This window comes from Caballeronia sp. LZ001 (assembly GCF_031450875.1).
Classification (GTDB): domain Bacteria; phylum Pseudomonadota; class Gammaproteobacteria; order Burkholderiales; family Burkholderiaceae; genus Caballeronia.
In genome coordinates this window covers 141455-167265 of record NZ_JARTVX010000005.1, presented here as the reverse complement: position 1 = coordinate 167265, position 25811 = coordinate 141455, and the positions used below count along the sequence as shown (strand labels likewise).

25 protein-coding genes are annotated in these 25811 nt (G+C 61.7%); 9 read left to right on the top strand and 16 right to left on the bottom strand.

Annotated features, from left to right (window positions below; all coding sequences use genetic code 11):
• The 11 genes from P9292_RS37300 to P9292_RS37250 all read right to left on the bottom strand — a co-directional run bounded on the left by P9292_RS37300 (position 1) and on the right by P9292_RS37250 (position 12190).
• Positions 1-750: a lipopolysaccharide assembly protein LapB gene (locus tag P9292_RS37300; RefSeq protein ID WP_244831924.1), complete on the bottom strand. Its 750-nt coding sequence runs from the start codon at positions 748-750 to the stop codon at positions 1-3.
• 29 nt (positions 751-779) lie between these two features.
• The gene (locus P9292_RS37295; protein ID WP_244831923.1) at positions 780-1754 is read right to left on the bottom strand and encodes a type II secretion system F family protein; all 975 of its coding nucleotides are present in this window, start codon (positions 1752-1754) and stop codon (positions 780-782) included.
• An 8-nt stretch (positions 1755-1762) separates the two neighbouring features.
• Complete coding sequence (locus P9292_RS37290) at positions 1763-2749, bottom strand: type II secretion system F family protein (RefSeq protein WP_250511400.1); 987 nt, start codon at positions 2747-2749, stop codon at positions 1763-1765.
• The gene (locus tag P9292_RS37285; RefSeq protein ID WP_309964536.1) at positions 2742-4124 is read right to left on the bottom strand and encodes a CpaF family protein; all 1383 of its coding nucleotides are present in this window, start codon (positions 4122-4124) and stop codon (positions 2742-2744) included. The genes P9292_RS37290 and P9292_RS37285 overlap by 8 nt, the downstream gene beginning before the upstream one ends.
• Positions 4125-4127: 3 nt before the next feature.
• Positions 4128-5420: a fimbrial protein gene (locus P9292_RS37280; protein ID WP_309964534.1), complete on the bottom strand. Its 1293-nt coding sequence runs from the start codon at positions 5418-5420 to the stop codon at positions 4128-4130.
• The gene (locus P9292_RS37275) at positions 5417-6829 is read right to left on the bottom strand and encodes a type II and III secretion system protein family protein (RefSeq protein WP_309964532.1); all 1413 of its coding nucleotides are present in this window, start codon (positions 6827-6829) and stop codon (positions 5417-5419) included. Before P9292_RS37275 ends, P9292_RS37280 begins: the two co-directional genes overlap by 4 nt.
• Before the next feature lie 15 nt (positions 6830-6844).
• Entirely contained in the window at positions 6845-7807 is a 963-nt protein-coding gene (cpaB, locus tag P9292_RS37270) for a Flp pilus assembly protein CpaB (RefSeq protein WP_309964530.1), read from the bottom strand.
• Between the two features lie 29 nt (positions 7808-7836).
• The gene (locus P9292_RS37265) at positions 7837-8343 is read right to left on the bottom strand and encodes a pilus assembly protein (RefSeq protein ID WP_309846418.1); all 507 of its coding nucleotides are present in this window, start codon (positions 8341-8343) and stop codon (positions 7837-7839) included.
• Positions 8344-8452: 109 nt separating this feature from the next.
• Positions 8453-10168, bottom strand: coding sequence for a ShlB/FhaC/HecB family hemolysin secretion/activation protein (locus P9292_RS37260; RefSeq protein ID WP_409015561.1), 1716 nt, complete (start codon positions 10166-10168; stop codon positions 8453-8455).
• A 111-nt stretch (positions 10169-10279) separates the two neighbouring features.
• Positions 10280-11761 carry a collagen-like triple helix repeat-containing protein gene (locus P9292_RS37255; RefSeq protein ID WP_309964525.1) on the bottom strand — a complete coding sequence of 494 codons (1482 nt, stop codon included), beginning with the start codon at positions 11759-11761 and terminating at the stop codon, positions 10280-10282.
• A 255-nt stretch (positions 11762-12016) separates the two neighbouring features.
• On the bottom strand, positions 12017-12190 hold the full coding sequence (locus P9292_RS37250) for a Flp family type IVb pilin (RefSeq protein WP_244831914.1): 174 nt from the start codon (positions 12188-12190) through the stop codon (positions 12017-12019).
• Between the two features lie 457 nt (positions 12191-12647).
• On the opposite strand from P9292_RS37250, the gene P9292_RS37245 reads away from it, so the two are divergent.
• A complete protein-coding gene (locus P9292_RS37245) occupies positions 12648-12920 on the top strand; it encodes a DUF3613 domain-containing protein (protein ID WP_309964524.1) in 273 nt (90 codons plus the stop codon).
• Between the two features lie 3 nt (positions 12921-12923).
• Here the strand turns inward: P9292_RS37245 and P9292_RS37240 are convergent, their stop codons facing one another.
• A complete protein-coding gene (locus tag P9292_RS37240) occupies positions 12924-13373 on the bottom strand; it encodes a response regulator (protein WP_250494053.1) in 450 nt (149 codons plus the stop codon).
• Between the two features lie 293 nt (positions 13374-13666).
• Here P9292_RS37240 and P9292_RS37235 point away from each other — a divergent pair, with 293 nt between their 5' ends.
• Positions 13667-14101: an NUDIX domain-containing protein gene (locus tag P9292_RS37235; RefSeq protein WP_250493819.1), complete on the top strand. Its 435-nt coding sequence runs from the start codon at positions 13667-13669 to the stop codon at positions 14099-14101.
• 28 nt (positions 14102-14129) lie between these two features.
• On the opposite strand, the gene P9292_RS37230 is transcribed toward P9292_RS37235, so the two are convergent.
• Positions 14130-15221: a lipopolysaccharide biosynthesis protein gene (locus P9292_RS37230; protein WP_244831910.1), complete on the bottom strand. Its 1092-nt coding sequence runs from the start codon at positions 15219-15221 to the stop codon at positions 14130-14132.
• 744 nt (positions 15222-15965) lie between these two features.
• Between P9292_RS37230 and P9292_RS37225 the strand changes: the two genes are divergently transcribed.
• The 4 genes from P9292_RS37225 to P9292_RS37210 all read left to right on the top strand — a co-directional run bounded on the left by P9292_RS37225 (position 15966) and on the right by P9292_RS37210 (position 19769).
• Positions 15966-16250 carry a hypothetical protein gene (locus tag P9292_RS37225; RefSeq protein ID WP_250467763.1) on the top strand — a complete coding sequence of 95 codons (285 nt, stop codon included), beginning with the start codon at positions 15966-15968 and terminating at the stop codon, positions 16248-16250.
• A gap of 27 nt (positions 16251-16277) precedes the next feature.
• Positions 16278-18389, top strand: a complete 2112-nt coding sequence (locus P9292_RS37220; RefSeq protein WP_309964522.1) for a phosphocholine-specific phospholipase C — start codon at positions 16278-16280, stop codon at positions 18387-18389.
• Between the two features lie 88 nt (positions 18390-18477).
• Positions 18478-19290 carry an AraC family transcriptional regulator gene (locus P9292_RS37215; RefSeq protein ID WP_309964520.1) on the top strand — a complete coding sequence of 271 codons (813 nt, stop codon included), beginning with the start codon at positions 18478-18480 and terminating at the stop codon, positions 19288-19290.
• 77 nt (positions 19291-19367) lie between these two features.
• Entirely contained in the window at positions 19368-19769 is a 402-nt protein-coding gene (locus tag P9292_RS37210; protein WP_244831906.1) for a cupin domain-containing protein, read from the top strand.
• Between the two features lie 12 nt (positions 19770-19781).
• On the opposite strand, the gene P9292_RS37205 is transcribed toward P9292_RS37210, so the two are convergent.
• A complete protein-coding gene (locus P9292_RS37205; RefSeq protein ID WP_244831905.1) occupies positions 19782-20435 on the bottom strand; it encodes a hypothetical protein in 654 nt (217 codons plus the stop codon).
• Positions 20436-20590: 155 nt separating this feature from the next.
• Positions 20591-22915: a transglycosylase domain-containing protein gene (locus tag P9292_RS37200; protein WP_309964518.1), complete on the bottom strand. Its 2325-nt coding sequence runs from the start codon at positions 22913-22915 to the stop codon at positions 20591-20593.
• A gap of 101 nt (positions 22916-23016) precedes the next feature.
• Between P9292_RS37200 and P9292_RS37195 the strand changes: the two genes are divergently transcribed.
• The 3 genes from P9292_RS37195 (at position 23017) to P9292_RS37185 (ending at position 25396) form a co-directional block, all read left to right on the top strand.
• Positions 23017-23475 (top strand): cupin domain-containing protein, encoded by a 459-nt coding sequence (locus tag P9292_RS37195; protein WP_244831903.1) that lies wholly within the window; start codon positions 23017-23019, stop codon positions 23473-23475.
• Between the two features lie 83 nt (positions 23476-23558).
• Positions 23559-24674, top strand: a complete 1116-nt coding sequence (locus tag P9292_RS37190; protein WP_250527096.1) for a nucleoside hydrolase — start codon at positions 23559-23561, stop codon at positions 24672-24674.
• Positions 24675-24850: 176 nt separating this feature from the next.
• Positions 24851-25396: a DUF2628 domain-containing protein gene (locus P9292_RS37185; protein WP_309964513.1), complete on the top strand. Its 546-nt coding sequence runs from the start codon at positions 24851-24853 to the stop codon at positions 25394-25396.
• Between the two features lie 68 nt (positions 25397-25464).
• Here the strand turns inward: P9292_RS37185 and P9292_RS37180 are convergent, their stop codons facing one another.
• Complete coding sequence (locus tag P9292_RS37180; RefSeq protein ID WP_250467757.1) at positions 25465-25785, bottom strand: pyrimidine/purine nucleoside phosphorylase; 321 nt, start codon at positions 25783-25785, stop codon at positions 25465-25467.
• Positions 25786-25811 lie beyond the last annotated feature (26 nt).

The window sequence follows — 25811 nt, the reverse complement described above, 5'->3', positions numbered from 1 at the left end:
TCACAGCGCTGCGCTCGCCATGCTTGCCGGGCGATGCGAGCGCGCCGCGTCCGCGACGCGTTTTGCATCGTCGGCAATAGCCTGCTGCGCGTTCGGCGAAAATTTCTGCTGCGTCATCAGGCTCTGCGCATTCGCGGCCTGACCGCTCGCGAGCAGATACAACGCCACATTGCTCATGGTCTTCGTGCTGTTCGGCGCGAGTTCGGACGCCTTCATCAGCGGCACGCGCGCGCCCTCCACATCGCCTGCACGCAGCAGTGCATAACCGAGATCGGAAAGAATCGGCGCATCGGTCGGGGCGAGATCGGAGGCGTGCGCGAATTGCGCGGCGGCCGCGTCGAAATCGCCTGACTGACCCGACAGCAAGCCCAGTCCACGATAGCCACGCGCGGCGAGCGGCGTCGACAAAAGCGCTTCGTACGCGGTGCGGCTCGCGGCCGCTTGTCCCGTCTGCCGCAATGCATCGGCGCGGCGCAAGGTGGAATCGGCGGAGCGGTTGAAGCGCTTCTCGTAAGCGTCGATATGCGCGAGCGATGCATAGAACATCCCTTCGCTCTGCATCTTGTCGATCAACGCCAGATACATACCAGGCGTGTCGGGCAACGCGCTCTCACGGTTCGTGCGTTCGAGCGTTGCTTCGTGCTCGGCCTGCGCGCCGAGACCATAGCCGCGATCCTGCTTCGAGGCGCATGCGCCAAGCAAGGCACAGAGAAGAATGGCGCCGATGCGCGCGTGGGTCGTGAAGTTCATGTCTGATCTCGTTGAAAAGGTTGGCCGCGTTACCTGTGCAAGCCGGCCAGCGAATGGAATACGGCGATGAAGCCCGGCCCCGCCGTCATGATGAGAAGCGCGGGCAAGAGCGTCAGCACCATCACGCCCGTCATCTTCACGGTCAATTTGCCGATGCGTTCGCGCAGGCCCGTGCGGCGCATTTCGCGCAGCCGGTCGCCGAATTGCCGCAGCGGTTCCTGCACCGCGCCGCCATGCTGTTCGATTTGAATCATGAGGCGCAGCACGGCGGCGAGATCGTCGCTTTCGTAGCTCGTGGCAAGGCGTTTCATGGCCTGCTCACGCGTGCGGCCCGTCGCGTATTGCCGTTGCGCGAGCGCGAGTTCCTGCGTGAGAATCGGCATCACCTTGGCAAAGTCGCTGACGATGACCGAGATGCTCTGATCGAGCGAAAGTCCCACGCCCTGAAGGATGCGCAACAGGTCGACGAACATTGGCAATTCACCGATGATCGACCGTTGCCGCTTCGTTGCCTTGCGCTTCACATACCACTTCGGCGCCATGAAGCCTACGAGGAGCGCGGCGAAGCACGTCAGCATGAAGCGCGAGCCGTGCACATTGCCGTGCGATGCGAACACGACGAAGGCCGGTAGCACGATCGATGCAACGAGCCGCGCGGCGAGAAAGCGGGCGCGGGAGCTTGCATCGGTATGGCCGCAGCGGTCGAGCAGGCGGCGGTCTTCGTCGGCGACGATCATCCGTCCGAGCCGCGATTCGAGCCACTTCGAGCCGACGACATGAGCCATTCCCGTGAGCGAGAAAAAGCGCGGAAATGGTCGCCGATTTGCGTCGTCTTTTTGCACGGGCGCACTCTGACGGTCGAGCGCGCGTTCGAGCACGCCGGACGCGCGGCGCGAGCGTAAGGTCCGCGAGAACGCGTTCACGCCGATAAGCACGCAACCGAGTGCGGCGGCGACGGCGGCAAGCGCGATAACGAATTGAGCGGGCACGATGCTGTTGTCCATGTGTTGTTTCAATCGCGCAGACGCGCGAGGCGATACAGCAGGAACGCGCCGAGCGTCTGCAGAGCGAACGCGCCGTAGACGAGCTTCTTGCCGAGCACGTCCGTCCACATTGCATCGAAATAGGCGGGGTTCAGCAGGATGATCGCGGCGCCGAGTCCGACCGGCAGCGAGCCGAGTACCCACGACGAAAGCCGCGTCTCGGTGGATAGCGCGACGAGTTCACGATCCGCCTGTTCAAGATCGCGCATGAACGCGGCCATGCGTTCGAGCATTACGTCCGAGCGGCCACCGAATTTGACCGAGATGCGCAACACCGAGCCGATCAGTTCAAACTGCTCCACGCGATACATGCGCGCGACGGCTGTCAACGCCTGATCGATATCCGCGCCGCCCTTCAGACGCGGCATGACCTGGTCGAGGCACTCACGCAATGGATCGTCGGCGGATGCGGCCGCGCCCTGAAAAGCCGCCGGAACGCTATTGCCGATGGTCACGAGCCGCACGATGCCTTCGAGAAACGAAGGCAACTGGCGCACGATGCGTTGATTGCGTTTCTGCGCGCGCCACGTGAGGATCGCGTAGAAGCCGACCGCCGACATCGCGATGGCAACGAGCGCCATCACCATGCCGATACGCGTCCAGCATACGAGCGCCGCCACGCCAGTGAACGCCGCCCACATGGTGAGCGCCGCGCGCGGCTTGCGCACGCTTGCGCGGTGAAAGAGCGCGCCGAGTTCGCCCATGACGCGCTCTATCGCGCGATGAACGTCGCTGCGCGGCGCGACGGCTTCACCCGCTTGCCGATGCTGCGCTTGCGCCACGCGCGCGGAAAGCGGCGGCAACGGTGTCTGCGTACCTGCCGTTTGCATCTGACGCGTGAAGAAATGCTGCGCGAGGCGTGCGTCGCGTTTTTGCAAGCCGCGCATCCACAGCAGCATGCCGCTTGCGGCGCACAGCACGGCGATCATGCAGACGAGTGCGATTCCGCTAGACACCGAAGCCTCCGCTGAAATTGAAGCGGCCTTCTTGCGGCGGGAAGTCTTCGGCGCGCGTCAAGGCGGCAAGCGACTGACGGAACTTCGCGAGCTTCGGTGAATGCGGTTGCAGTCCGAGGGAGGCCCAGTTGTCCGTATCGGCGCCATCCGCCGACGTGACCGCTTCATAGCGATAAAGCTCTTGCGTCGCGATGATGTCGTCGGACAGGCCGGTCACTTCCGTCACCGAGAGAATGCGTCGCTTGCCGTTCGAGAGCCGCCCGATTTGCACGATGAAGTCGATGGCATTGGCGATCTGCCGGCGCAAGCTGGCTTCGGTGCCCTGAAAGCCGGCAAAACCCGCAAGCATCTCCAGTCGATAAAGACACTCGCGCGGCGAACTCGCGTGCACGGTTCCCATCGAGCCATCGTGGCCGGTGTTCATCGCCTGAAGCATTTCGAGCACTTCGCCGCCGCGCACTTCGCCCACGATGATGCGGTCCGGCCGCATCCGCAACGTATTGCGCAAGAGATCGCGGATAGCGACGACGCCCGCGCCATCGAAGCCGCCCGGACGGCTTTCGAGCCGCACCACATGCGGATGATTGAGCGATAACTCGGCCGTGTCCTCGATAGTCACGACGCGTTCGTGCTTCGGAATGAAGAACGCGAGCGCGTTGAGCAGCGATGTTTTGCCCGAACTCGTGCCGCCCGAGACCAAAATATTGCAGCGCGCTTCGACGGCAGCCTTCAGCACCGCCGAGATGTTTTCATCGAACGTGCCGTTGGCTAGCAGATCGTCGGGACGCAAAGGGTCGCGGCGAAACTTGCGGATGGAGATCACTGGTCCGTCTATCGACAACGGTTCGATGATCACGTTCAGGCGGCCGCCATCGGGCAGACGCGCGTCGACCATCGGGTTCGACTCGTCGAGCCGTCTGCCGATAGGCGCGAGAATGCGCCGCACGATACGCAGCAAATGCGCATTGTCCGCGAAACGCACGGGCACTTTTTCGAGCATGCCGTGACGCGAAACGTACACGTCGCTATAGCCGTTGATGAGGATGTCTTCCACGGCGGCATCGGCGAGCAAGTCTTCTATCGGGCCGAAACCTGCGAGCTCTTTAGTCAACGCGGCGGCGACCAGGCGCACTTCGCTTTCGTTGAGCGGTATGCGCCGTTGCCGCACGAAGCTGTCCATTTCCGTATCGACGAACTGTTGAATCGTCTGACGTGACCAGCGGCCGAACTCGGCGCCCAATTCCTCGATGCGCGTAAGCAGATGCTCGTGCGCGGCGCTCGCCACATCCTGGAACTGTTGCGAGTGAGCGAAGGCCACGGTTTCGGGGCCTGCTTCGCTCGCGAAGGCAACATCCTGATCGAAGGAAGAGATCATCGCTTAGGCTCGCTTGAAAAGTCTGGCCGACAAACGCGCGAGGCTTGCGGGCGCGACATCGTTCGACGCGCGCACGGGCTCTCCCGCGAGTTGCGCGGCGAGGGCATCGACGGCGCGGACGTAGGGATCGGCGGGCGCGGTATCGCCGAGCAATTGACCTTGATTCACCGCGCGCACGAGTGCTTGCGCACGCGCGGGCAACGTCGCCACGAGCGGCAGCCCAAGACGCGCGGCGAGCGCCTCGGGTCCGAGATTGCAGGCCGGATCGTGCTTGTTGACGATGAGTTCCGGCTTGCGATGACTCGTGCTTTCGGCATCGCGCGCGCTTTCGAGCGCCGTGCAAAGACTCGCCGCCGATACCGCCGACGCGATGTTGGCATCGCAGACGAGCCAGAGGGTGTCGGCCGCTTCGATCAGATGGCTCACGAATTCGAGATTCGAAAAGCCACCGAGATCGACGACCTGATGATCGAAAAACGCGCGCAAGCGTTCGAGCGTTTTGACCGCGGCCGCATAAGAGACGGTGCGCATCTCGGCGAGATCGGCGGGCAGCGTCATCAACGCAAGGCCGCTCGCGTGACGCGCGAATGCGGTATGCACGAAGGTTTCATCGAAGCGGCGCAGGTTGTGCACCGCGTCGTGAAAATGCAGTTCGCTGCGTGTGTCGAGCAGCAGCGTGCTGTCGGCGGCAGGCAGGCCGAGGTCGAGCAGCGCCGCGCCCTGGTTGCGTTTGCCAAGGCGTTTTTGCAGCAGCACCGAAAGGTTCGCCGCAAGCGTGCTGACGCCCGCGCCCGTGCGTGCGCCGAGCAGTACCGTGAGCTTGCCGCGCCTTGCAGGCGCGCTCATTGCCGATGCTTGCGCCATGATGCGGCTCACCATGTCGAGCGCGCGCAAGGCGGCGATCTGCATGGCTTCGGGCGTCGCGTGGCGCGGTTCGATGTCGAGCAGATCGCGTGCGCCCGCGCGCATTGCGGCAAGCGCGATTTCACCGACGGCTTCCGAACCGAGCGCGATCACGGGCAGCAATGGAAACGCGCGATGAACCTCGGCGGCGAGCATCGTGGCTTCCACGGGCGTATCGAAGTCGATGAACACGAGCGCGGGCGCGGCCGATGCAATCTCTTGCACGAGTTGCGCGGCAACGGTCGAGGCGAGCATGACTTCGCCTACCGTGGCGAGCGCGGCGGCGAGACGCGCGATGCGTCCGGGTTGCGCGCTTGCACACAGAAGTCGAGGGCGTGCGCGCTCATCCGCCGATACGGCTTCAGGCGCGAAGCTTTGCGTGGCTGCGGTCATTTGGAGAATCCCGGTGCTTCGTCATCGGATGCCGCGCCTGCCGCGAAGCTGCGCCACACGTTGCCGTCGCGTTGCTCGGACGCGCCCGGCAACGGCGGCACGGCTGCGCCCTTCGCGATAGGCGTGACGAGATGCGGCGTGACGAGAATCACGAGTTCGCGATCCGTCTGCGAGTACTGCAAAGTCTTGAAAAACGTGCCGATGATCGGCAGATCGCCGAGCAGCGGCACCTTGCTCACGTTCGATGCGGTCTCGCGATCCACGAGTCCGCCGATCACGAAGCTCTCGCCATCGCCGAGTTCGACGGTGGTTTCGGCGCGGCGCGTGGTGAGCGCCGGCACCGAGACGCCATCCAGCATGATGGCGTGTGCGAAGTCGAGCTGGCTTGCTTCGGGCGCGACCTTGAGCGCAATGCGATGCGGTCCGAGCACGGTCGGTGTCAACGTGAGACCCACGCCATACGGCTTGTATGTGATGGTCGTGGTGCCGAGCGACTGCGGCACCGGCACGGGAATTTCACCGCCTGCGAGGAAGTTGGCGCTTTGTCCGGAGAGCGCGACGAGCGTCGGTTGCGCGAGCACGCGCGCGAGATTATTGCTTTCCAGAAGGCTCAGATTGGCGAACAGACCACGCGAACTCGAATTGAGCAGCAGGTTGAACGCGGCGCCGATGGGCGAGGCGGACGTGACATCGAGCGTGCCGCCCGCATTGCGCGACGCGCTGCCGAGTGAACTCGGCGCGAACGTACCGAACGCGAAGCCGGCGTTGTTCTGCGAGAACAGGTTGAAGCCCGCTTCCTTCAACACCGACTTGCTGAACTCGACCACTTTGACATCAACCTGAACGACGCTCTTGGTGGCAACGATGGAGGTATCGACGACCGCGCCGTCCTTGCCCACCGATGCCTTCGCCGCCGCGACCGCGCGTTCATGCGTTTCCATCGTCGCGGCCGAGCCTTGCACGAGCGCCGTGTTGCCGAGCACGTTGACGGTGGGCGTCGCGCCATCGACGAGTGCCGCGCTTGCTTGAGACTCGACTTGCACATGCCAGGTGAGCGGCGTCTTGCGGCCTTGTTCCCACAGCATGACGTCGGTGTTGCCGGGCGCTTTGCCGACCAGCATCACGCCGTCGTTGCCCTTCAGCACGAGCACGTCCGCGACGGCTGGATCGCCCACGGCGACGCGTTGCAACGCGCGTCCCAGCATGAGCGGCTTCTGTGCGCCGCTGGTCAGTTTGATGGCTTCGGCTTGCGCGGGCGACTGGTTTGGCGTCGTCTGCGGCTTCTGTGCGTTCGGCTTCTTCGAGGACGCGTGCGAATGACGCGCTTCTGCGGGCATTGCCGCAAGCATCGAGAGTGCGCAGGCGAATGCGATACGACGCGCGGCGCGGGAAAGAGGAAGTTGATACATGATCTCGATGGCCAATCAGGGGTTCGACACGGTTTCGCTACGCGAGCCGCGAATGACTTCGATGCCGCTCGCCGACGCGACCTTGCGCGACGCAACTGCACCGCCGGTTGCGAGCGCGGCGGGAAGCGGCGGGAGCATCGGCGCGCCGGCGAGCATTGCGGAAGCTGGTGGCGCAGGGCGCGATGTGCCGCCCGAAAGTGTCGCGAGCGAGACGCCCGCCGCGGCGCGCGCTATCGGCGACTGAGCGGATGCATTGCGTGCCTGCGAGTCCGTGCTGGCCGTATCGGCGGGGTTACGCAGCGCGAGCAAGAGACGGCCGCTGTTTTCTGCAAGCGTGAGCGTGTCGATGTCGTCGACGCGCACGCCGAGCACGGCGGTACGCGCGGCCGTTGCATGGTTCGTTGCGTTGGTGGCGTTAGCGGCATTAGTGGCCGCATCGCCCGCGATGACGCTGTCGCCAAAGCCGAGCACGCGCACGTTCGAAAGCAGCAAGCGTGCGTGGCTCGCGGGGATTTCTCCGTCCGTCACGGAATCGCGCTTGAGCACGACGAAGACATCGACGGCATCGCCCGGCTTCACGAGATTGTTCACCGCGTTCGATTCGTCGACGCGAATCGCGATTGCGCGCTCGCCCGGTTCGATAGCCGCCGTGAGTCCGCCCGCGAGCACACCATCGGTCAACGCGCTGCCAGCCGGAACGCGTACAACCGGCACACGGCCGAGCAATATGGATGCCGAACTAAACGCGCCCGTGGGCAGAACGGCTTGCGTCTGCATGGTGAGATCGTCGGCGGTGAGCGCCTTGCCGGGCAAGAGATCGTGCGCCGCGACGATCACCGTCACGGCGGGCGAACCAGCCGGCATGACGAGTGGCGCGCGTGGCGCGGGCGCGGCGCGCGTCAACGTGACGGCATAGAGGCCGAGCAGTGCAGCCAGCGCGAACAGCGCGATTGCAATGATGCGGGAAACGTTGGCCATGACATCGGTTCTTCAAAAAAAGTCAGCGTTCAAAGCACGCTGTCGGGATTGAGTTGCACGCTCGCGTTCGCCGTGAGTTTCGCCGGCAACGCTAGCGATAAAAGGGGCAGCGTCGGTACGAGCGGATTCGATGCGTAGTCGTAAGACAGCGCGACGGCGACGCATTGCATCGTCGTATCGTAGGTACACGGCGCGCGGCTCGCCGTACACGTCGATGCAGAGCCAAGCCAGTTTTTCAGGCCGTTAGCCGTGGTGCAGGTTGCAGCTGTGCGTAGATCGAGCGCTTGCGCCGCGTTGGTCGCGCCACGCTGATAACGCAACGCGGCGCGCGCACCTTCTTCCGCCGAGAGCGTGAGCGACTGCTGCGCGACGAAGATGAGGCTATACGTGACGATCGCGTAGAAGATGAGAAAGAAGAGCGGAAACACGATCGCGAATTCGAGAGCCGTGGCGCCTTCTTCATCACGCGCGAAACGCGGCACGAAGCGACTTGCGGTCGATTCGTCGTGCGTGTTTCGGATCGTGGTGTCGTTCATGGTTCTCTGCTCGCCAATGCTCTGTTATGTTCGACTGCTAATAACTACTTAACGGTACTGAGTACCTGTCCTTGAGCGCGATAAACGCCGTAGAAACAGGCCTTATCGCTCAATTCAACTGGTACGAGAATGTCGCGTTGACACGCGGACTACGCGATGAACTTTCGATGGGCGCATCGCCTATGGCACGCGCCACCGAGAGGTCGATGTTGTAGTGCTTCGCATCCGAAATGCGGAAGCCGATGCCCACTGAAGACAAGCGACGCGGCGTCGGCGTACCGCCATGCAGGAAGATGCGCGCCATGTCGACGGATGCATACGGCGTGAGCGATTTCAAATACGCCCATTCGAGCGGCAGCGGCCGGTTCACTTCGAAGGACGCGCCCCAGCCCGAATCGCCCGACACTTCGCCCGGTTGATAGCCCAGCGCGAAGCGCTGTGCACCGAACGAAATCTGTTCGGAGGTCGGCAAGGTATCCGGCGAGAACTGCCCCGTCATGGCGACCACCGTGCCGATCTTGAACGGCCAGTCGTTGGTCTGCGTGTAGGTGGCGCCCGTGCGCAGGAAGGTCAGCGAAACCGGGTTCTGCAGTTGCAGGCCGACGATGTTGCTTTCCGCCGTCTTCGATGCGCCGAGCACATCGAATGCCTTCGCTATCTGAACATTCACACGACGCGTGACGCCTGTCTGAATGCCGGTGTAGTCGAGCGACAACTGCGCGACGCGAATTTGCGAACGTTGCGTAAGTTGCGGATTGCCCGCGACAATCATGTTCTTCAAGCGGTCTTCGTCATGCGTGGCATACACGGTCGCCGTGCCGAGCAGACTCTTCGAGTTGCTCAAAATGAACGGATAGATCGCCGACAGCGCGAGCTTGTCGTTCACCACGGTGCGCTCGATATACGAAGGCAGGCCGGGGTTATCGACTGGATGGCCGTAGTAATGCGAGGCATCGACTTTCATTGCGAAGCCGTCGGAACCGACGGGCGCCATCGCATTGATGCCGTAGTAAGTCGAATCGTTGCGGCCCTTCGGTGCGAGCGCGGATGCCGTGATCGATTCGCCGAGTCCCAGCAGCCCGTTCTCCGTCGCACTGAAAATGCCCTGCAGCCCCGGATGATTCACGTCGATACCCGTGCTCACGTTGAAGCGCTTGCGCGTGACGTTGAGCTCCATCGTCGTGGCGCCGTTGGTGTTCTGCGGCGGCGCGACGGTGGCATCGATCTTCGCGCCGGGAATCATGCCGAGCACGTTGATATAGCGCTCGAAAGTGGCTTGACGCAAGGGACGGTCGGCGGCAATGCGCTCTGCGATCGCACGAATGCGCTTCTTGAGATTGCCGGGCTCGCCCTTGATCTTGATGTCCGATACGTAGCCCTCGACGATCGTCACGCGCACGACGCCTTTCTCGAACGTCTGCGCCGGCACGAACGCGAACGAGAGTGCGTAGCCGCGTTCCTTGTAGAGCGCGGTCACGCCGTTCGCGGTTTCCACCAGTTGCCCGATGGTGATGTCGGTGCCCACGAACGACGTGAAACGTTTGGCGACTTCATCGAAGGGAATCGACTTCACACCTTCGATCTGAATCGACGATGGCGTGATGTGCCGCGCGAGCAGCTCCTGAAGCTGTTGTTGCGGCGCCTTGACTTCGACTTCGACCGAGGGCGGTCGCGCCGGAGCGTTCACTTGCGGTAAAGCGTCGAGCGGGTTGCTGCCGACGCTCGAGCGCGGCGCGGCGGCCGGTGTCTGGGCGTGCGCAATCTGCGTCATTGCGAGTGCGGCCACGAGTGCGGTCGTTTTCCAGGTACCCATTTCAGTTCCGATTCTCTTCGTATGTCGTCTGACTGTTGATCGCGCGACGCACGCCTCGCGAAGTTGCGGTGATTTGCAGGATCGCGAGGCTGCGTGTCTTGCTTCGTGCTTCGTTGCTTCGACTTAGCGACGCAGGCCGCCGAGCGCGCCGCCGAGCGTCGTGGTGACGCCCGTCAGCAGGCCGCCCACGACGCCGCCGTTGGTCGAACCCGTGCTCGCCGTTGCGCCCACGCCAGCAGTGACAGTTGCCGTCGTGGTCGTGGCGGCGGCTGCGGGCGCGGTCGTCGTCGCGGGCGCGGTTCTTACGCCGCTTGTGACCGGCGCGAGCACCGTGCTGACCACGGTCGTGACCGGAGCCAGCAGCGAGGTCGTCGCAGGCGATGACGTCACGGTGTTGACGGTGCCCGCCACGGTGGATACGACACCGCTCACGACGCCCGCGACCGGTGTGGTGCCGGTTGCAGTCGTCACGCCGGTGACGGTGTTGCCAAGCGAAGTGCCGAGCGTCGTTGCCGGTTTGCCGCCGACGAGCGTGCCCGTGGTCGCGACCGTCGTGCCGACAGCCGAAACCAGCGTGCCCGTGCCGGACGTGACCGGATTCGAGCTCGCGGTCAGCTTCTGGCCGCCCGCGGCGAGGTTCGAACCGAGCGCAGTCAAAAGACCAGCGGCAGGTGCGCCGACACCGGTTGCCGTGCCGACGGTCTGCGTCGCGGTGCCGATCATCGAGGTGATCGGAGCGATGGCGGTCGTCGCTTGCGTCGTCAGTTGCTGGACAGGTGCGCTGGACAACGCGGCCGTCAGATTGCCGCCGGTTTGCGAGACCACGCCGCCGACACCGCTCGTGAGCGCGCCAACGGGTGTCGTGAAGGCGGCGAGCGGAGCAAGCGGGCCGCTGCCGAGGCTCGTGACGGCGTTTCCGCCGCTCGTGACGGCATCGCCGAGTTTTTGCACCACGCCGCCGACGCTCGTCACGGTCGTGCCGACTGCGTTCGGGTTGGAGCCGAGCGAGCCGATGCCATTGCCCACGCCGTCGCCGAGCGTCGAGACCGCCGCGCCCACGTTTTGCACGACGCCGCCAAGGTTCTTGGTGGTGCCGTCGGAGAGGCCGGGCACTTTTGCACCGCCAACAGCCGTGCCGAGACCGGTGACGGTTTCGCCTGCGGCGGTCACGATGTTGCTAGCCTTGTCGACCACTTGCGCGACCGGCTGCGGCGTGACGGTGGGCGTGCCGCCGTTGCCACCATTGCCGCCGCCACCGCCTCCGCCGCCGTTACCACCACCGCCGTTACCGTTACCGCCGCCGCCGTTACCGCCGCCCGTACCGGTCTTGACCGTCGCGCCGACAGTACCGCCTGCGCTGGCTTCGATTGTCGTGGCGTTTGCGTCGGTGTTCGACGCGGTGCTGGTATCGCGTGCGCCGGTGGTGGGATGCTCCTGCTGCGTGCCGTCGGTCGAAGCGGTGGCAGCCGGATGGCTGGCTGCTCCGCCCGTCGATTTGTTGACCGAGCCCGAGCCCCCGCAGGCGCTCAACGCCAGAAGCAGGGCCACGGCCGCGGCTGCCCCGGTCATGCGAATGGTTTCGCCTTTGAGACTGGATGTCTTCATTTTTCTCTCAGATATATATTTTTGATTCGACGGCTATCCGTGGTAATTGCATCGAGCAAATACCGGTTTGAATGCCGCTTTTTAAAAGCACGTCATTTGCGCGCGGATGAAATCGGAGATTCGATTGCGCGTAAATAAACGCGCGCCGGCCTGCGGAATGGCTACAGGCGTGCACGGACCACCGCGACTTGTGATCGCGGTTCATCGACGGCAAGGCGCTTCCCGACGGAAATGGCGGGAGTACGACGTCCGGACTTAATGGACGGTCGCTAGCTTGGCCGTGATGCTGTTGAAAGTGGTCTCGAGTTGACCGGCAAGGCCGCCGACAGCGGTCATGATGCCAAGCGCAAGTACGCCGGCGATCAAGCCGTATTCGATGGCGGTAATGCCGCGCGTATCCTTGAGATAGCGCTTGAAGAAGTGCGTCATGATGATCCTCGGGTTCTACGTTTTGCTGTCTTCTGCCCGGTGCACGGGAGTCTTCGTCTGCATCGGTAGCCGCCTCTCTCAGTTGACGGATCCGAAGTTTGTGTGTGCGCAGACGCTTCGTCTAATGCCCAGGCCTCTCTAAGGCTCTGGTATTACTCTCGCCCGCTATGTCGGACGACTAGAAGTAACGGTTATCGAGTTCGGCATGCTGCTGGCGGAACCGCAACCTGACTTCATATTTTTGATTACGGCCGTCAACTTGAGGACATTAGGTTTTTTGTGGAAATTTTTGGACCGCATGGTTAACGCTTACTTCGTTTTTACCGATTAGCCGTTTTTAAAGACTTGTCTTGTTGTAAATCCTGTCTTTTGGCTTGAATCAGCCGATAAAACATATGTCGGCGCGCGTGGATTTGGCACGTGCGTCCGGATTTATGTTTAACGCGGATATTCAAAAATGAAACGGCTTATATTCAGCTTGATGGGCGCTGCGCTGGTAACGAACGCGGGCGCTGTCTTTTCGGAAGAGCAAGAAGCGAGAATCGGCGATGCCGCCGGCGCGTGGTTTGCCATGCAGGCGCAGGGAAGCGCGTCGGCACCATATGAACCGATGCTCGGTGTTGAGGCGAGCGCCGCCCGTGCGCGCTACCTCAAAACCTTCGAAAAAGAGATTCCGGATCGGTTCGGATCGACGGTGAAAGACAGCAGCGCGTCGAACGGCGGAGGTTGAGCTTTATGGTTCGCGGCGGGGAGAACCGGGCGGCGTCTCGTTGAGCACGGCCCAGAACATCCCCAGATCGCTGATCGCGCGGAAGAACTCGGCAAGCTCGACCGGCTTCACGACGTAGGCGTTCACGCCGAGTTCATAGCTGCGGATGAGATCGCGTTCTTCGCGCGACGAAGTCAGCATGACGACGGGAATGGTTTTCAGCGACGCGTTCGCGCGGATCAGCTGCAGCAATTCGAGTCCGTCGATTTTCGGCAGCTTCAGATCGAGCAGGATGACGGCGGGATTGCCCGGCACGCGTTCGCGCCACTCGCCATCGCCAAGAAGATAGTCGAGGCCTTCCTGGCCGTCACGCGCCACCACGATGTCGTTGGCGAGATGGGTCTTTGCAAGCGCAAGCAGCGTGAGTTCGAGATCATTCGGGTTGTCCTCGACGAGCAGGATCGGCTTGAACATCATGGTCTCTGCGGTGGCGGCTCGTGAGGGTGCGCGCATTATGGCGCAAGTGGCGTGTGCTTCAAACTGTTGTGCAACGTTCCGTCCGCCGTGTTTGCATAACAAGCGGCAAGACCCGGCAAATACGCCTCATATCAAGTTACTTTCGGTCAATATGACGGCCATAGCGGCGTCACGGATTGCATCGCATGCACGTTCTGCGTTAAAAGAAACGATGCCCGCCGAATCTGGAATCATTCTCAGACGAGCGCGGCCAAAGCAAGCATGCAAATCACGACTGGGAGACGGGGACAATGAGGGTTCGCGCAACTGTGCTGGTGGTTCGCCATGACGCGGTGTTGCTCGTCAGGCAACGCGGTGGCCCGTGGTATCTGCCGGGCGGTGAAGTAAGGCATAACGAGTTGGTGATGGCCGCGGCGATCCGCGAACTGCACGAGGGAACCGGCGCCGAGGCGAGCGCGGCGGCCTTTATGTGGCAGCACGTATCCGCGCAGCATCTGCACCACGTTTTTCGCGTCGCCATTCCAGCGGATGCTCGGCTGTTCACGAATCCGGGGCAGGGCGTCGACGAGGTGCGCTGGGTCAACATTCCCCTGCTGCACACCATGCCGGTTACGCCCGGCACCAAGGCGATCCTTGCACGCGCCGCCGGTATCAACGGCAGCGTGGGCCGTGCACCGCCGTGGGCGAACAAGGGTTTCGGCGCGGGCAGACCGGCCGACTTCTGAAGCCGGCGCGGTCCGCCCGCTCTCTGCATCACCTCGGGTTGCTCTGCACGAAGCTCCGGTAGGCCCAGTACGCGTCCTTCTGCGTCTTGCCGTCCGCTTGCAGCATGCCGTAGTTGCCTTCGCTGTCGTCGTATAGCTCGTACGCCTGGATCGACTGGATGTTGTACTTCGACGCCACGCTCACGAACTGCGCCATCATGTCGTTGCCCGTCAGATACGACGCGATCTGCTGATCCGAGCCATAGTTCGGACGCACGCCAAACTCGTTGATCCAGATCGGTTTGCCCATGTTGTGAAGCACGGCGAGCACATCGTGACAGCCCGTGCCGCCGCATGCGTTCGTGATGTCGCCTTCATTCGAATACCAGTGCCATGCGGTGATGTCCCAGCTAACCGTTGGATGGCCCCATGTGCCGTCAGGTTGCGAGCCGTCCGCGAGCATCTGGTAGAACGAGTAGTGCAGCCACGTTCCGCCAAGCACGATCTGTCCGCCGCTATCCACCGAGCGCACGCCCGCAATCAGGCCGCGAATGACACCGCGTGCAACCTGATACTGGTGGTTGTTGTACTGCTGCCAGAAAACGCCGTCGACGTTGCCATTCAGCGTATTGGCTTCGAGTTCGTTGGAGATCTCGTAGTACGGGTAGTGATACGCGTTGGCCGTTTGCTGGCCGAGCGTGAACGCGGCGTTGTAGGCGTCGTCTTCGCTGTTGAAGTCGATTCCCATCATCATCACGGGATACACCGTCACGCCGCCGTCGGCCATCGTCTTTGCAATGCCGGCGAGCTTCGTCGCGGATGCCTGGTTGTACACCTCGTTGCGATAAATCTTCGCGCCCAAATCCTGCAATTGCGACAACTGTTGCTGCGGGCTGGATGCGTCGTAGGCGCCGCCGCCGTTGTTGTGGCCGTTCATGCCGTAGAAAATCGAACCATTGTTCGCGGCTTTCGACGTGGCTTTGAGCTCGGACGCGCTCTTGCCCGTGGCGGCATCCACCGCGCTGTCGCTGCTGCCGCCGCATGCCGCGAGCAACAAGCTCGTCGCGACGGCTGCAGCGATTACCGTGGCCTTAGGCGTGGCGAAGTAAGGAAAAACCGGAAGCGATGTAAGTTTCTTCATAAGATTTCGGCGTACTAATGAAAGTATGGACGTCCATGCGCGAAAAGGCGCTTGCCGATGCTGCATGCGGCAGTATGGATGCCTCGACGACCGCCAACCACATGTCCCATTACTACGGGATGCGAACGGTCGTTAGCAAAACGAACGATTCGTTTCTGCAGCTGAAAAGGGGCTGACCTGCGCCAGACGGATAAACGTTGGCGGGCAACCGCGGCGGCAATACGTATGTGCTGATGCGGCTCATGCCTGCCGCTGCCCGACGGATGACAGCCTGTGAAGCGCATGTCTTCAAAGGCTCGTCGAAGGTCGTGCAAGACGGTCGAGGAGATACGCGCGAAGTCCGCCAGTCATGGCAGCCCGCCCGTGTACCGCACTGCAAACAGCAATGTTGCTGTTGAAGATTTACCGATTTTTCCGCTGCTTCGGCAAGGCTTGCCGAAACTCCTGCAGCGGTCGAAAGAGTACTGCCTCCAGAACTCGATGTAAACCGATGTCACATTTTTTACGCATTATTCCGTCACCGACCAGCCATTTTTGCTTGGTCATATCATCAGTTGGAAACTGTTAAATCCGGTAATTAATAAATCGGAAAACTAATCAATTTACCAAATGGCCGAGATGTATCGACGTGGTTACATTTGAGAAACTGAATGATGCGGGAAAGAATCGTCATATTGCTTACATAAGCGACCGATAAGCTTCCCGGCGCTGTGAGACCTTCACGCGCTTTGCGGGAGCCAGATCATGTCGACTTCATCACGTCGCTACTTCAGCGTGGCGCGCTTTGCTATTTGCGCCTGCGCAATCGTTGGCCTGAGTGCCTGCGGCGATTCGAACTCGACCGACATCAAGCCGCCGGCATCCGTCTCAGCAGCCAGCAGCGAAGCGCCCACGACAAACGCAACGAGCGATCTCGAGGACTGGGCGAAACAAGCCACGTCCGGTGCTCCGGTGCAAGCCGAGCAAAGAGGTATTGCGCGGGCTTCATCGGAAGTGCTCGCAACCCCGGTGATCCATACGGTCGACTAGCATCCCTTCTACTTCCCCACTACTCAAATGACGAAGAACCGACGTGAATTTCTGCGCACGGCGATGGAGGCCGCAGGCGCAGCGGCAGCGCTCAACGTAATGCCGCTCGGCATTCGCCAGGCGCTTGCCATTCCAGCGAATCAGCGACATGGCTCGATCGAGGATATCGAGCATATCGTCGTGTTGATGCAGGAGAACCGCTCGTTCGATCATTACTTCGGAACCTTGCGCGGCGTGCGCGGATTCGGCGATAAAGCCGCCGTCACACTGCCGAATGGCAAGCCGGTTTATCACCAGCCTATCGCGGCGGGTGCGGGCGAAGTACTGCCGTTTCATCCGGGCGCATCGAATCTCGGCTTGCAGTTTCTGCAGGACTTGCCGCATGACTGGGTAAGCGGACAGGGCGCGTTCCATAACGGTCTTTACGATCAGTGGGTGCCATACAAAGGCACGACGACGATGGCGCATCTGCGTCGCGACGACATCCCGTTCCACTATCAACTCGCCGACGCCTTCACGATCTGCGACGCGTATCACTGCTCGACGAATACATCCACCGATCCGAATCGCTACTACATGTGGACCGGTTATGTGGGCAACGACGGCACGGGCGGCGGGCCGGTGGTCGATAACGCAGAAGCGGGCTACGGCTGGTCCACGTTTCCCGAAGTGTTGGAACGTGCGGGCATCTCGTGGAAGGTCTATCAGGATCAGGGCACGGGACTGGATTCGAAAGGTTCGTGGGGCTGGACCGACGACGCCTATATCGGCAACTACGGCGACAACTCGCTTCTCTACTTCACGCAATATCAGAACGCGCAGCCCGGCAATCCGCTCTATGAAAAGGCGCGGCGCGGCACGAATGCCGCCGCGGGCGACGACTATTTCGCCATTCTGAAAAACGACGTGCAGAGCGGCTCGCTGCCGCAAGTCTCGTGGATCGTCGCGCCCGAAGCCTTCTCCGAGCATCCGAACTGGCCCGCAAACTATGGTGCGTGGTACATCGATCAAGTGCTGCAAGTGCTGACGTCGAATCCGGAGGTGTGGAGCAAGACGGCGCTGCTCATCAACTACGACGAGAACGATGGTTTCTTCGACCATATCGTGCCGCCGTTCCCGCCTTCATCGAACGCGAACGGTCTTTCCACTGTCGATACGAGTCTCGAGATTTTCCCCGGCAGCGCGAAGTATGCGAGCGGCCCGTATGGCCTCGGCGCACGCGTGCCGATGCTCGTCGTCTCGCCGTGGTCCAGAGGCGGCTGGGTGTGTTCGGAGACGTTCGACCACACGTCGGTGATCCGCTTCATTCAGAAGCGCTTCGGCCGCGCGCATGGACTGGCCGAGCCGAATATCTCGCCGTGGCGTCGCGCGATTTGCGGCGATCTGACCTCCGCGTTCGACTTCCGCAATCCCAACAGCAAGCTGCCGACGCTGCCTGCCACGACCTCTTACGTTCCGCCCGACAAGGCGCGTCATCCGGATTACGTGCCGCTGCCGCCCGTCGATCAGAAATTGCCCGTGCAAGAGCCCGGCGTGCGTCCGTCGCGTGCATTGCCTTACGAATTGTTCGTGCGCTCGAAGCCGGATGCATCGAAGGGCGCGGTGTCGTTCGACTTCATCAACACGGGCGATGCAGGCGCGGTCTTTTTGCTGTATCGCAATGCCAGTACTGCTGTTCCGCACACTTACACGGTCGAAGCGCACAAGCGCCTGTCGGATCGTATCGATGCAAACGCGGACGGCAGCTTCGACTTCGTCGTGCATGGGCCGAACGGTTTCTTGCGCCGTGTCGCGGGCAAGGCGAAGGCGCAACATGGCGGCTGGTGGTCGCACGATGACGCCGCGCCGGAAGTCGCGGAAGGCTACGACGTCGCTAACGGCAACCTGCAATTGAGGCTGGAAAACAAGGGCTCGAGCGCGTGCACCTTCAGTATCGTGAATGCCTACGATGCCGCGAAGACCATCACCAAGCGTGTGCGAGGCGGCGACACCGCGCAGCTGTATCTCGACTTGCGCAGCGCGCACGGCTGGTACGACATCGAGGTCAAGGTGGACACGGACAGCGCCTTTCTGCGCCGCTTTGCGGGCCACGTCGAAACGGGCAAGGACAGCCTGAGCGATCCGGCACTGGGCGGCTGATCGCGCCGACGCGCCGCGCGAACAGTCTCGCGCGGCGTTTTTCACGTTCGGGCATATCATTGCGTATCGTCTCCGCGATGCCGCAACCATGAACCGACGCACCGCTCCACAGAATTCCGACTGGGTCCGCCATGCCGAATCATCGTCGGGCATCGAACGGATCGAAGCCTTTTTCGGCGGCAAGGCATACGGCTGGCATCGGCACGACACCTATGCCATCGGCCGCACCATGACGGGCGTGCAGAGCTTCAATTACCGGCGCGAATTGCGTCACAGCTTGCCCGGCCAGACGATGGTGCTTCATCCCGACGAAGCACATGACGGCCACGCGGGCACCGGCGATGGCTTTCGGTATCGCATGCTCTATGTGGAACCCGCGATGATCCAGGCCGCGCTCGGCGGTCGCGCGTTGCCGTTCATCTCCGGTGGAACGACGATGGATGCGCGCGTCAGCGCCGCCACCGAAGCGCTGCTCGCACAGACGCTGCGCGAACCGCTCGCACAAAACGATGCACTTGCCGAACTCGCATTCGCGCTGGCGCAAGCAGCGGGCGTGACCACCTCGCGCGACACGGGCGACTACGCAAGCGCCGTGCTGGCGAAAGACTTTCTGCTCGCCAATTGCGATCGTATCGTCACGATGGAGGAACTCGAACGCGCGACGGGACGCGACCGCTACAGCTTGTCGCGCGATTTCAGGCTCTTTTTCGGCACGAGCCCTTACCGCTATCTGACAATGCGCCGTCTCGATGTCGCGCGCCGTCTCGTGCTCACGGGCGCATCGTTGGCGGATGTCGCCGCGAGCGCCGGTTTCGCCGATCAAAGCCATATGACGCGGCAATTCACACGCACCTTCGGCATGCCGCCCGCGCGTTGGCGGGCCTGTGTTAGTACGCGTTAGAGCTTGCACGATCGTTCAAGACCCTTTAGGTGTGACAGCGGTAGCCTTGAACGAATTCATCGTCAGGGAGCCGCATCATGCAAACACACGCAGCGACAGCCGAAGCTACACGTGGCCAGCGCGCCGCCATCGATCCATTAAAAAAAGCGCGTTTGATCGACGGCTTCTGGCAGCAACGCGTGATCGCTGAGATGAACGACTATCAGTTCAAGGTCGCGCGTCTGGAAGGCGAGTTTCTGTGGCACGCGCACGCCGATACCGACGAGACGTTCATCGTGCTGGAAGGCGAATTGCGCATCGACTTTCGCGATGGCGAGATGGTGCTGAGAGCAGGGGAGATGGGAATCGTGCCGAAGGGCGTCGAGCACAAACCCCATGCCGCGCGCGAAGTGAAGATCATGCTGATCGAGCCGCGCGGCGTCGTCAACACCGGCGACTCGCGAAACGAGCGCACGGTGCCGAACGACTTGTGGATCTGAAGCGAAAGCCGCTTAGAAGCGATACGTCACGCCGACCTTGACGATCGGATAAAAGCGCAACTTGTCGGCCTTGTCCTGCAAGTCCTGCTTTTCCTGATCGACGAAAGCCTGACCAGTGATCGCGACGACTTCGGCGGGCACGTCGTAATCGACATGCGGACGGCCAAAAGCCACGCCTGCATCGAAGAACGCGGAGAAGCCTTTCTGCGCCACCGGCGTGTGACCGAAACCGATGCCGACATACGGGCGCACCGTCGGGAATCGCGCCTTCGCGTGGATCTGCTCGCCGGCCACGTTGTAGGTTGTGCCGTGATACGTGTAGGTGTCGGTCGGGCTTGTCGCGACGGCGTCCACGTTGTCGCCGCCTATCAGCGCGCCAGCCGTCAGACGGAAGGCCACCGTGTTCGGTGCGGGAAAGAAGTCGAGATAAAGACCGCCGTGATAGATGTGCGCGGTGCCGTCGTAATGCAGCCCGCCCGCATTGAAGTTGTGCGAGAAGGCGATGCCGTTGAATTCGGCGCGCACGTTATCGCGCGTGCCAAGCGGTTCCGAATAGCCGATACCCACGCCTTCGGTGCCGACTTGTCCATAGATTTCGCGTGCGTGCGCGAGAGGGGCGGAAAGCGCGGCGATACCCGCCGCAAGCGCGACCAACGTTTTCATCATTGCAAGAATTCCTTGAGGATAAGACCCGAGCGCGTCTGTGCGATATGGCAAGAATTGCCGCCGGAGAGGCGGACGCCATGATTCACGCGGTCATGTCAGGAGACATCCGAGTTAACGGAGCGGTACAAGGAAACTTTAGAGAACGTTTGCTAACCTTATTCCTGACGTGTCGGCGAGGCCGGTTCCGCAGGCGCGGGAAGTATCGGCGGCAATGTGTCGAAGACGGGCGGCTGCGCTTTTTCTTCCGTGACTTCAGCAGCGGGCGCGGTACGCGTGGCGGGTGAACGACGCGCGCGCGGTGCGTGCTGAGGCGTCTGCGCGGGTTTCGGCGCTTTCGAAAACGTCTCGGCAAACCACGTCTTCACACGCGTCGCCATGATGTCCCACATGCCCGGCACTTCCTGCGTATCGAAGCGTGCACGGGCATCGATCAGATGCGAACGCATCGCCCGTTGCGTGAAGTCGCCGATCATCGGCAATGCGCTGTGTGCGCCTTGTCCCCAGTAATCGCTACGCAAGGTCACGCGGCTGTCGTTGAAGCCGACCCAAGCGCCCGCCACGAGTTGCGGCTGCATCAGGATGAACCAGCCGTCCGCGTTGTCTTGCGTCGTGCCGGTCTTTCCCGCGACGTCGCCGCGAATGCCAAAGCGCGTGCGGATCAGCGTGCCCGTGCCGCGATTGACGACATCGCGCATGACGTCGACGAGCTTGCGCGTGGCATCGACCGACAGCGCGCGTTCCGGCTTGCTTTCGAATTGCGCGAGCACCTCGCCATCCTTGTTCTCGATGCGCGTCACGAGCAGCGGCTCCATGTAGTTGCCGTCGTTGGCAATGGTGCCGTAAGCCGCCACCATCTCCTTGAGCGTTACCGGGCTCGTGCCGAGCGCAAGCGAAGGCACCACGTCGAGATGACTTTCGCGCACGCCCATGTCGCGCGCGAGTCGCGCCACGCGCGCCGGACCCACTTGCTGCATCAGTTGCGCGGTGATGCGGTTCTTCGAATACGCGATGCCGTCGCGCAGACTCACCGGCCGGCCGCTTGGCGGCGAATCGTCGGTGGGACGCCAGGTTTCCTCGCCCTTGATGGGAATCTCCACCGCCTGATCGATGATCGTATCCGTGGGCTTCGAGCCGCGCGCGAAGGCCGCGCCATACACGAACGGCTTGAATGTCGAGCCCGGCTGACGGCGCGCCTGTTGCACATGATCGAACGGGTCTTGCGTGAAGTCGCGGCTGCCGACCCACGCCTTGATCTGCCCGTTGCGCGGATCTAGCGCTAAAAAGCCGGCCTGCACGCGCGTCTTGTTCTCGCATAACGCCTGCATGAACGTGCGATTCGCGCTAAGGCTCTTGATGACGTCGGCGTCGTTCGCTCCGCCATCGCGCGCCACGCGATACTCGCTCGTCTCGCGGATGAACGCATGTGCAAGGTCCGCGTTCGCATTCGCGCAGCCACCGCGCCCGCCCCAAGCCGCATTGGCGATGGACTGCAACTGATTGCCTTGCCACGTAAGCGATTGCGTGGCCATCGTCTGCAAACGCGAGTCGAGCGTCGTGCGCACGACGAGACCATCGGAATAGATGTTGAAGTCGTTGTCGTCGGCCCACGCGATCAGCCACTTGCGTAACTGTTGCGCGAAATGCGGCGCCCGTCCCGGCTCCTCGGTCTGACGTTCGAAGTCGATGCGCAACGGCTTCTTCTGCAACGCTTCGAGCTTCGCAGGCGCGAGATGGCCGAAGCGCACCATCTGCCCGAGCACGATATTGCGTCTGTCGAGCGCGCGTTCGGGGTTGATCACCGGGTTGTAGTAGCTGTTGCCCTTCAGCATGCCAATGAGCGTCGCGCTTTCGAGCACGTCGAGTTCGCTCGCGGATTTATCGAAGTAAGTGCGTGCGGCCATCTCGATGCCATACGCGTTATACAAGAACGGCACCGTGTTCAGATACGTTTCGAGAATCTCTTCCTTCGAATAGACCGCTTCGATCTTGAACGCGGTGATGGCCTCCTTCACTTTGCGCGTGAGCGTCTGCGAGCGGCCGATGTCATCGGGATAAAGATTGCGCGCGAGCTGCTGCGTAAGCGTGGAACCGCCCTGTTTCTGGCCTTTGAACGTATGCAGCGCGGCCGATGCCGTGCGTCGCCAGTCAATACCATGATGCTCATGAAATCGCCTGTCTTCAGTTGCGATGAGCGCGTCGATCACTTGCGGCGAGACGTCTTTGAGGCTCACCCATTCGCGATGCGTTGGCTTGAATTCGGCGAGCAGCTTGCCATCGGCGGAATAGATTTGCGCGGGTTGATCCACCTTCGCGCGGCGCAGGTCGCGAATGCCGGGCGTGAAGGGAATCAGCACCAGCACATAGAGCACGAAAAGCGCGGGCAATAGCAGCAGCGTGCGCACACGCGCATGCGGGCGAAGCTTGACGGCAAGGCGAACGAGGAATGCGCGCGCCAGGGCTTTGAATTCAGAAGCGGTCACGAAGATACGGCGGGCTTGCGAAGAAAACGTGCATCGTAGCGTATTCTTTCTACACCCTTGCACAAGCGCTTTTTCCGCGACTTTCCAAAACGAGCCGCATCATGCCGAAAATCGATCTTGCCAATGTGCCCGAGCACCAAGGCTCCGGCTATCCACCGCCTTACGATCAACCATGCGCCGCGCGCATCCGTCGGCGTCTTGGCGATGCTGGCGGCTTGACGGACTTCGGCGTGAATTTGATGCACTTGCCGCCGGGAAGCTGGTCGAGTCAGCGTCACTGGCATTCGCACGAGGACGAGTTCGTATATGTGCTGCAGGGCGAACTCGTGCTGATCGAAGACGAAGGCGAAACCATGTTGCGTGCGGGCGATTGCGCCGCGTTCGCTAAAGGCACGGGCAACGGGCATCACATGATCAACCGGTCGCGGGAAATGGCGGTGTATCTCGAAGTCGGCTCGCGCGCGTGGCCCGATCTCACCACGTGTTCCGACATCGACATGATGAGTGCCAACGCCGATGGCCGGTTCGTGCGCAAGGACGGCTCGCCGATCGAAGCGTAGTCGTATCTGCTCAAACGGTCGTAGAATGAATCACCGTCCGCGATGACGTGATCACTCGAATATAACGATCCGGAGACAGCATCATGCGACGTTGCACTGCAGCAGGCTTGACTCTTTCCCTTTGTGTCGTCGCGGTGCTTGCCGCTTGCGGCGGCTCATCCGACGACCACAACGCATACACGAACGCGCCGAAGATCGTGATCGACTCCGACTTCAACACCATGGGCGACGACGGCCAGCTCTTCGCCATGACCACGCAGTTGATGGGACAGGGCAAGGTGAATCTGCTCGGCCTGTGCGTGGTGACGGGCAACGACTGGTTGCTGCAAGAAGAAGCCGATGCGTTGAAGGCCGTCGAACGCATGGGCGTGCAGAACAAGGTCGGCGTGTACGGTGGCGCGGATTATCCGCTGCAATACGATGTGACGAGCATCCGCGAGCAGCAGGCCGCGAATCCGAACGGATACTTCGGCGCGTGGTCGCGTCCCGAGCCGACTTCGCAAGCGCAGCTCACCGCGCCGCCGGACGGCTTCGCAACCTCGACCAAGTTACAGACGCAAGCCGCCGCCGACTTTCTCATCGACACGATCAAACGTTATCCGCATGAAGTGACGATTCTCGAAGTCGGGCCGCCCACCAATCTCGCGACGGCGGTGCAGAAGGCGCCGGAGATCGTGCCGCTCATCAAGCAGATCGTCTACATGGGCGGCGCGATGAACGTGCCGGGCAACGCCAATGCAGTCGGCGAGCTCAACTGGTGGTTCGATCCGCTCGCGGTGCGCACGCTCTTGCAGACGTCGATTCCGCAAACCGTCATTCCGCTCGATGTGACCAACACCGTGCCGTTGACCGAGAGCATCTACAACCAGATCGTCAACCCGCCGACCGGGCAGACGGCCGTGACGAAGGCGTATGCAACCGTGAATGCGGGTGCGTTCGCATCGAGCACGGATCTCTACGACACGCTGACCATCGCTTACTTCAGCGATCCAACTTACGCGACGCAAACGCAGAGCGCGTACCTGGATATCGACACGACGCCCGGCGAGGACCAGGGCCATGTGCGGGTGTATCCGGACACGCCTGCTGCGGGGGCATCGCCGCAAAAGATCACGTATGTCACGAAGTTCGATAATGATCGATTCTTCAAGCTGTACGTGGACTTGCTGACGAGGCCGGTGCCCGTGGTGTTTCAGTGAGCGGTCTGGCTTCGAAGCTCGCCTGAACACGGCGACAAGCAAGCGCAAATTTTTGTAAGGCTCGCGCGTCCTGACTTTTCAAGTGCGGGTCGCGCGTGTATTGTCTGCTGCCCGAATTAAACGCGTTCTAAACGTCGTTCGCATTCGGTAATTCGAGTCCGCTTCCATGCGGACAGATGCAACAGCAACTAAAGCAAGACATGGAATTCGATAACAACGAAGGCATCAAGGGAACGGTTACGACTGCGGCAGCGGCTGGCTTGGATAAGGATATGGCCGCTTTTGTCGGAAAGAACGTGGAGTATTACGCGGGCAAGTGGTCAGCCAAGGACAAAAATGGAAACATTAAGCCGACGTGGAATGTCGCGGCGTTCTTTGGCGGTCCCGTATGGTTCGCGTATCGCAAGATGTACTGGCAGGCGGTCGCGGTCTTCGTTGGCGGCACGTTGCTGAACCTGCTGCTCGGCTTGATGAGCGATTCGCTTGGCGAGGTGTCGAGTTATGCATTGATGTTCGCGTGGGCTTTTTCAGGCAACTTGATTTATCGCGCGCATGTCGAGAAAGCAGTCGAACGGATCAAGGCTGAGGTGTTGCTGCCGGGCGAGCGCGCAGAGCAACTGAAGCTGCGCGGCGGAACGAGCGCGATGGCCGGCTGGATAGCGTCGGCAGTCTCTCTCGCGATTCTCATCTTCAGCGTCTGGTCGATGATCGGTGCTATCTGACCGCAGGCGCCGAGAAAAACGGCCAATCACGCCGGATCAGCCGCTTCGCCCCTAGCCTCTGAACCAGGTCAAAGATAACTGCAAACATAATCCAGCGTCTCGACCACTTCTATATCGAAGCGGCTCTTCCCCGGCACCGAGAAAGACTCGCCGGCGCCGTAGGTCTTCCATTCATCGCTACCTTGAAGACGGATACGGCATTGGCCCGCCTGCACTTCCATCAGTTCCGGCGCATCGGTGCCGAAGTCGAGCGTGCCGGGCAGAATCACGCCAAGCGTCTTCTTCGAGCCGTCGGCGAAAAGCACCGTATGCGAGACGCACTTGCCATCGAAATAAACGTTCGCGCGCTTGATGACGGAAACCTGATCGAATTGCGATGCTGCGCTCATGGCGATGAATCCTCGAATGATGGTGG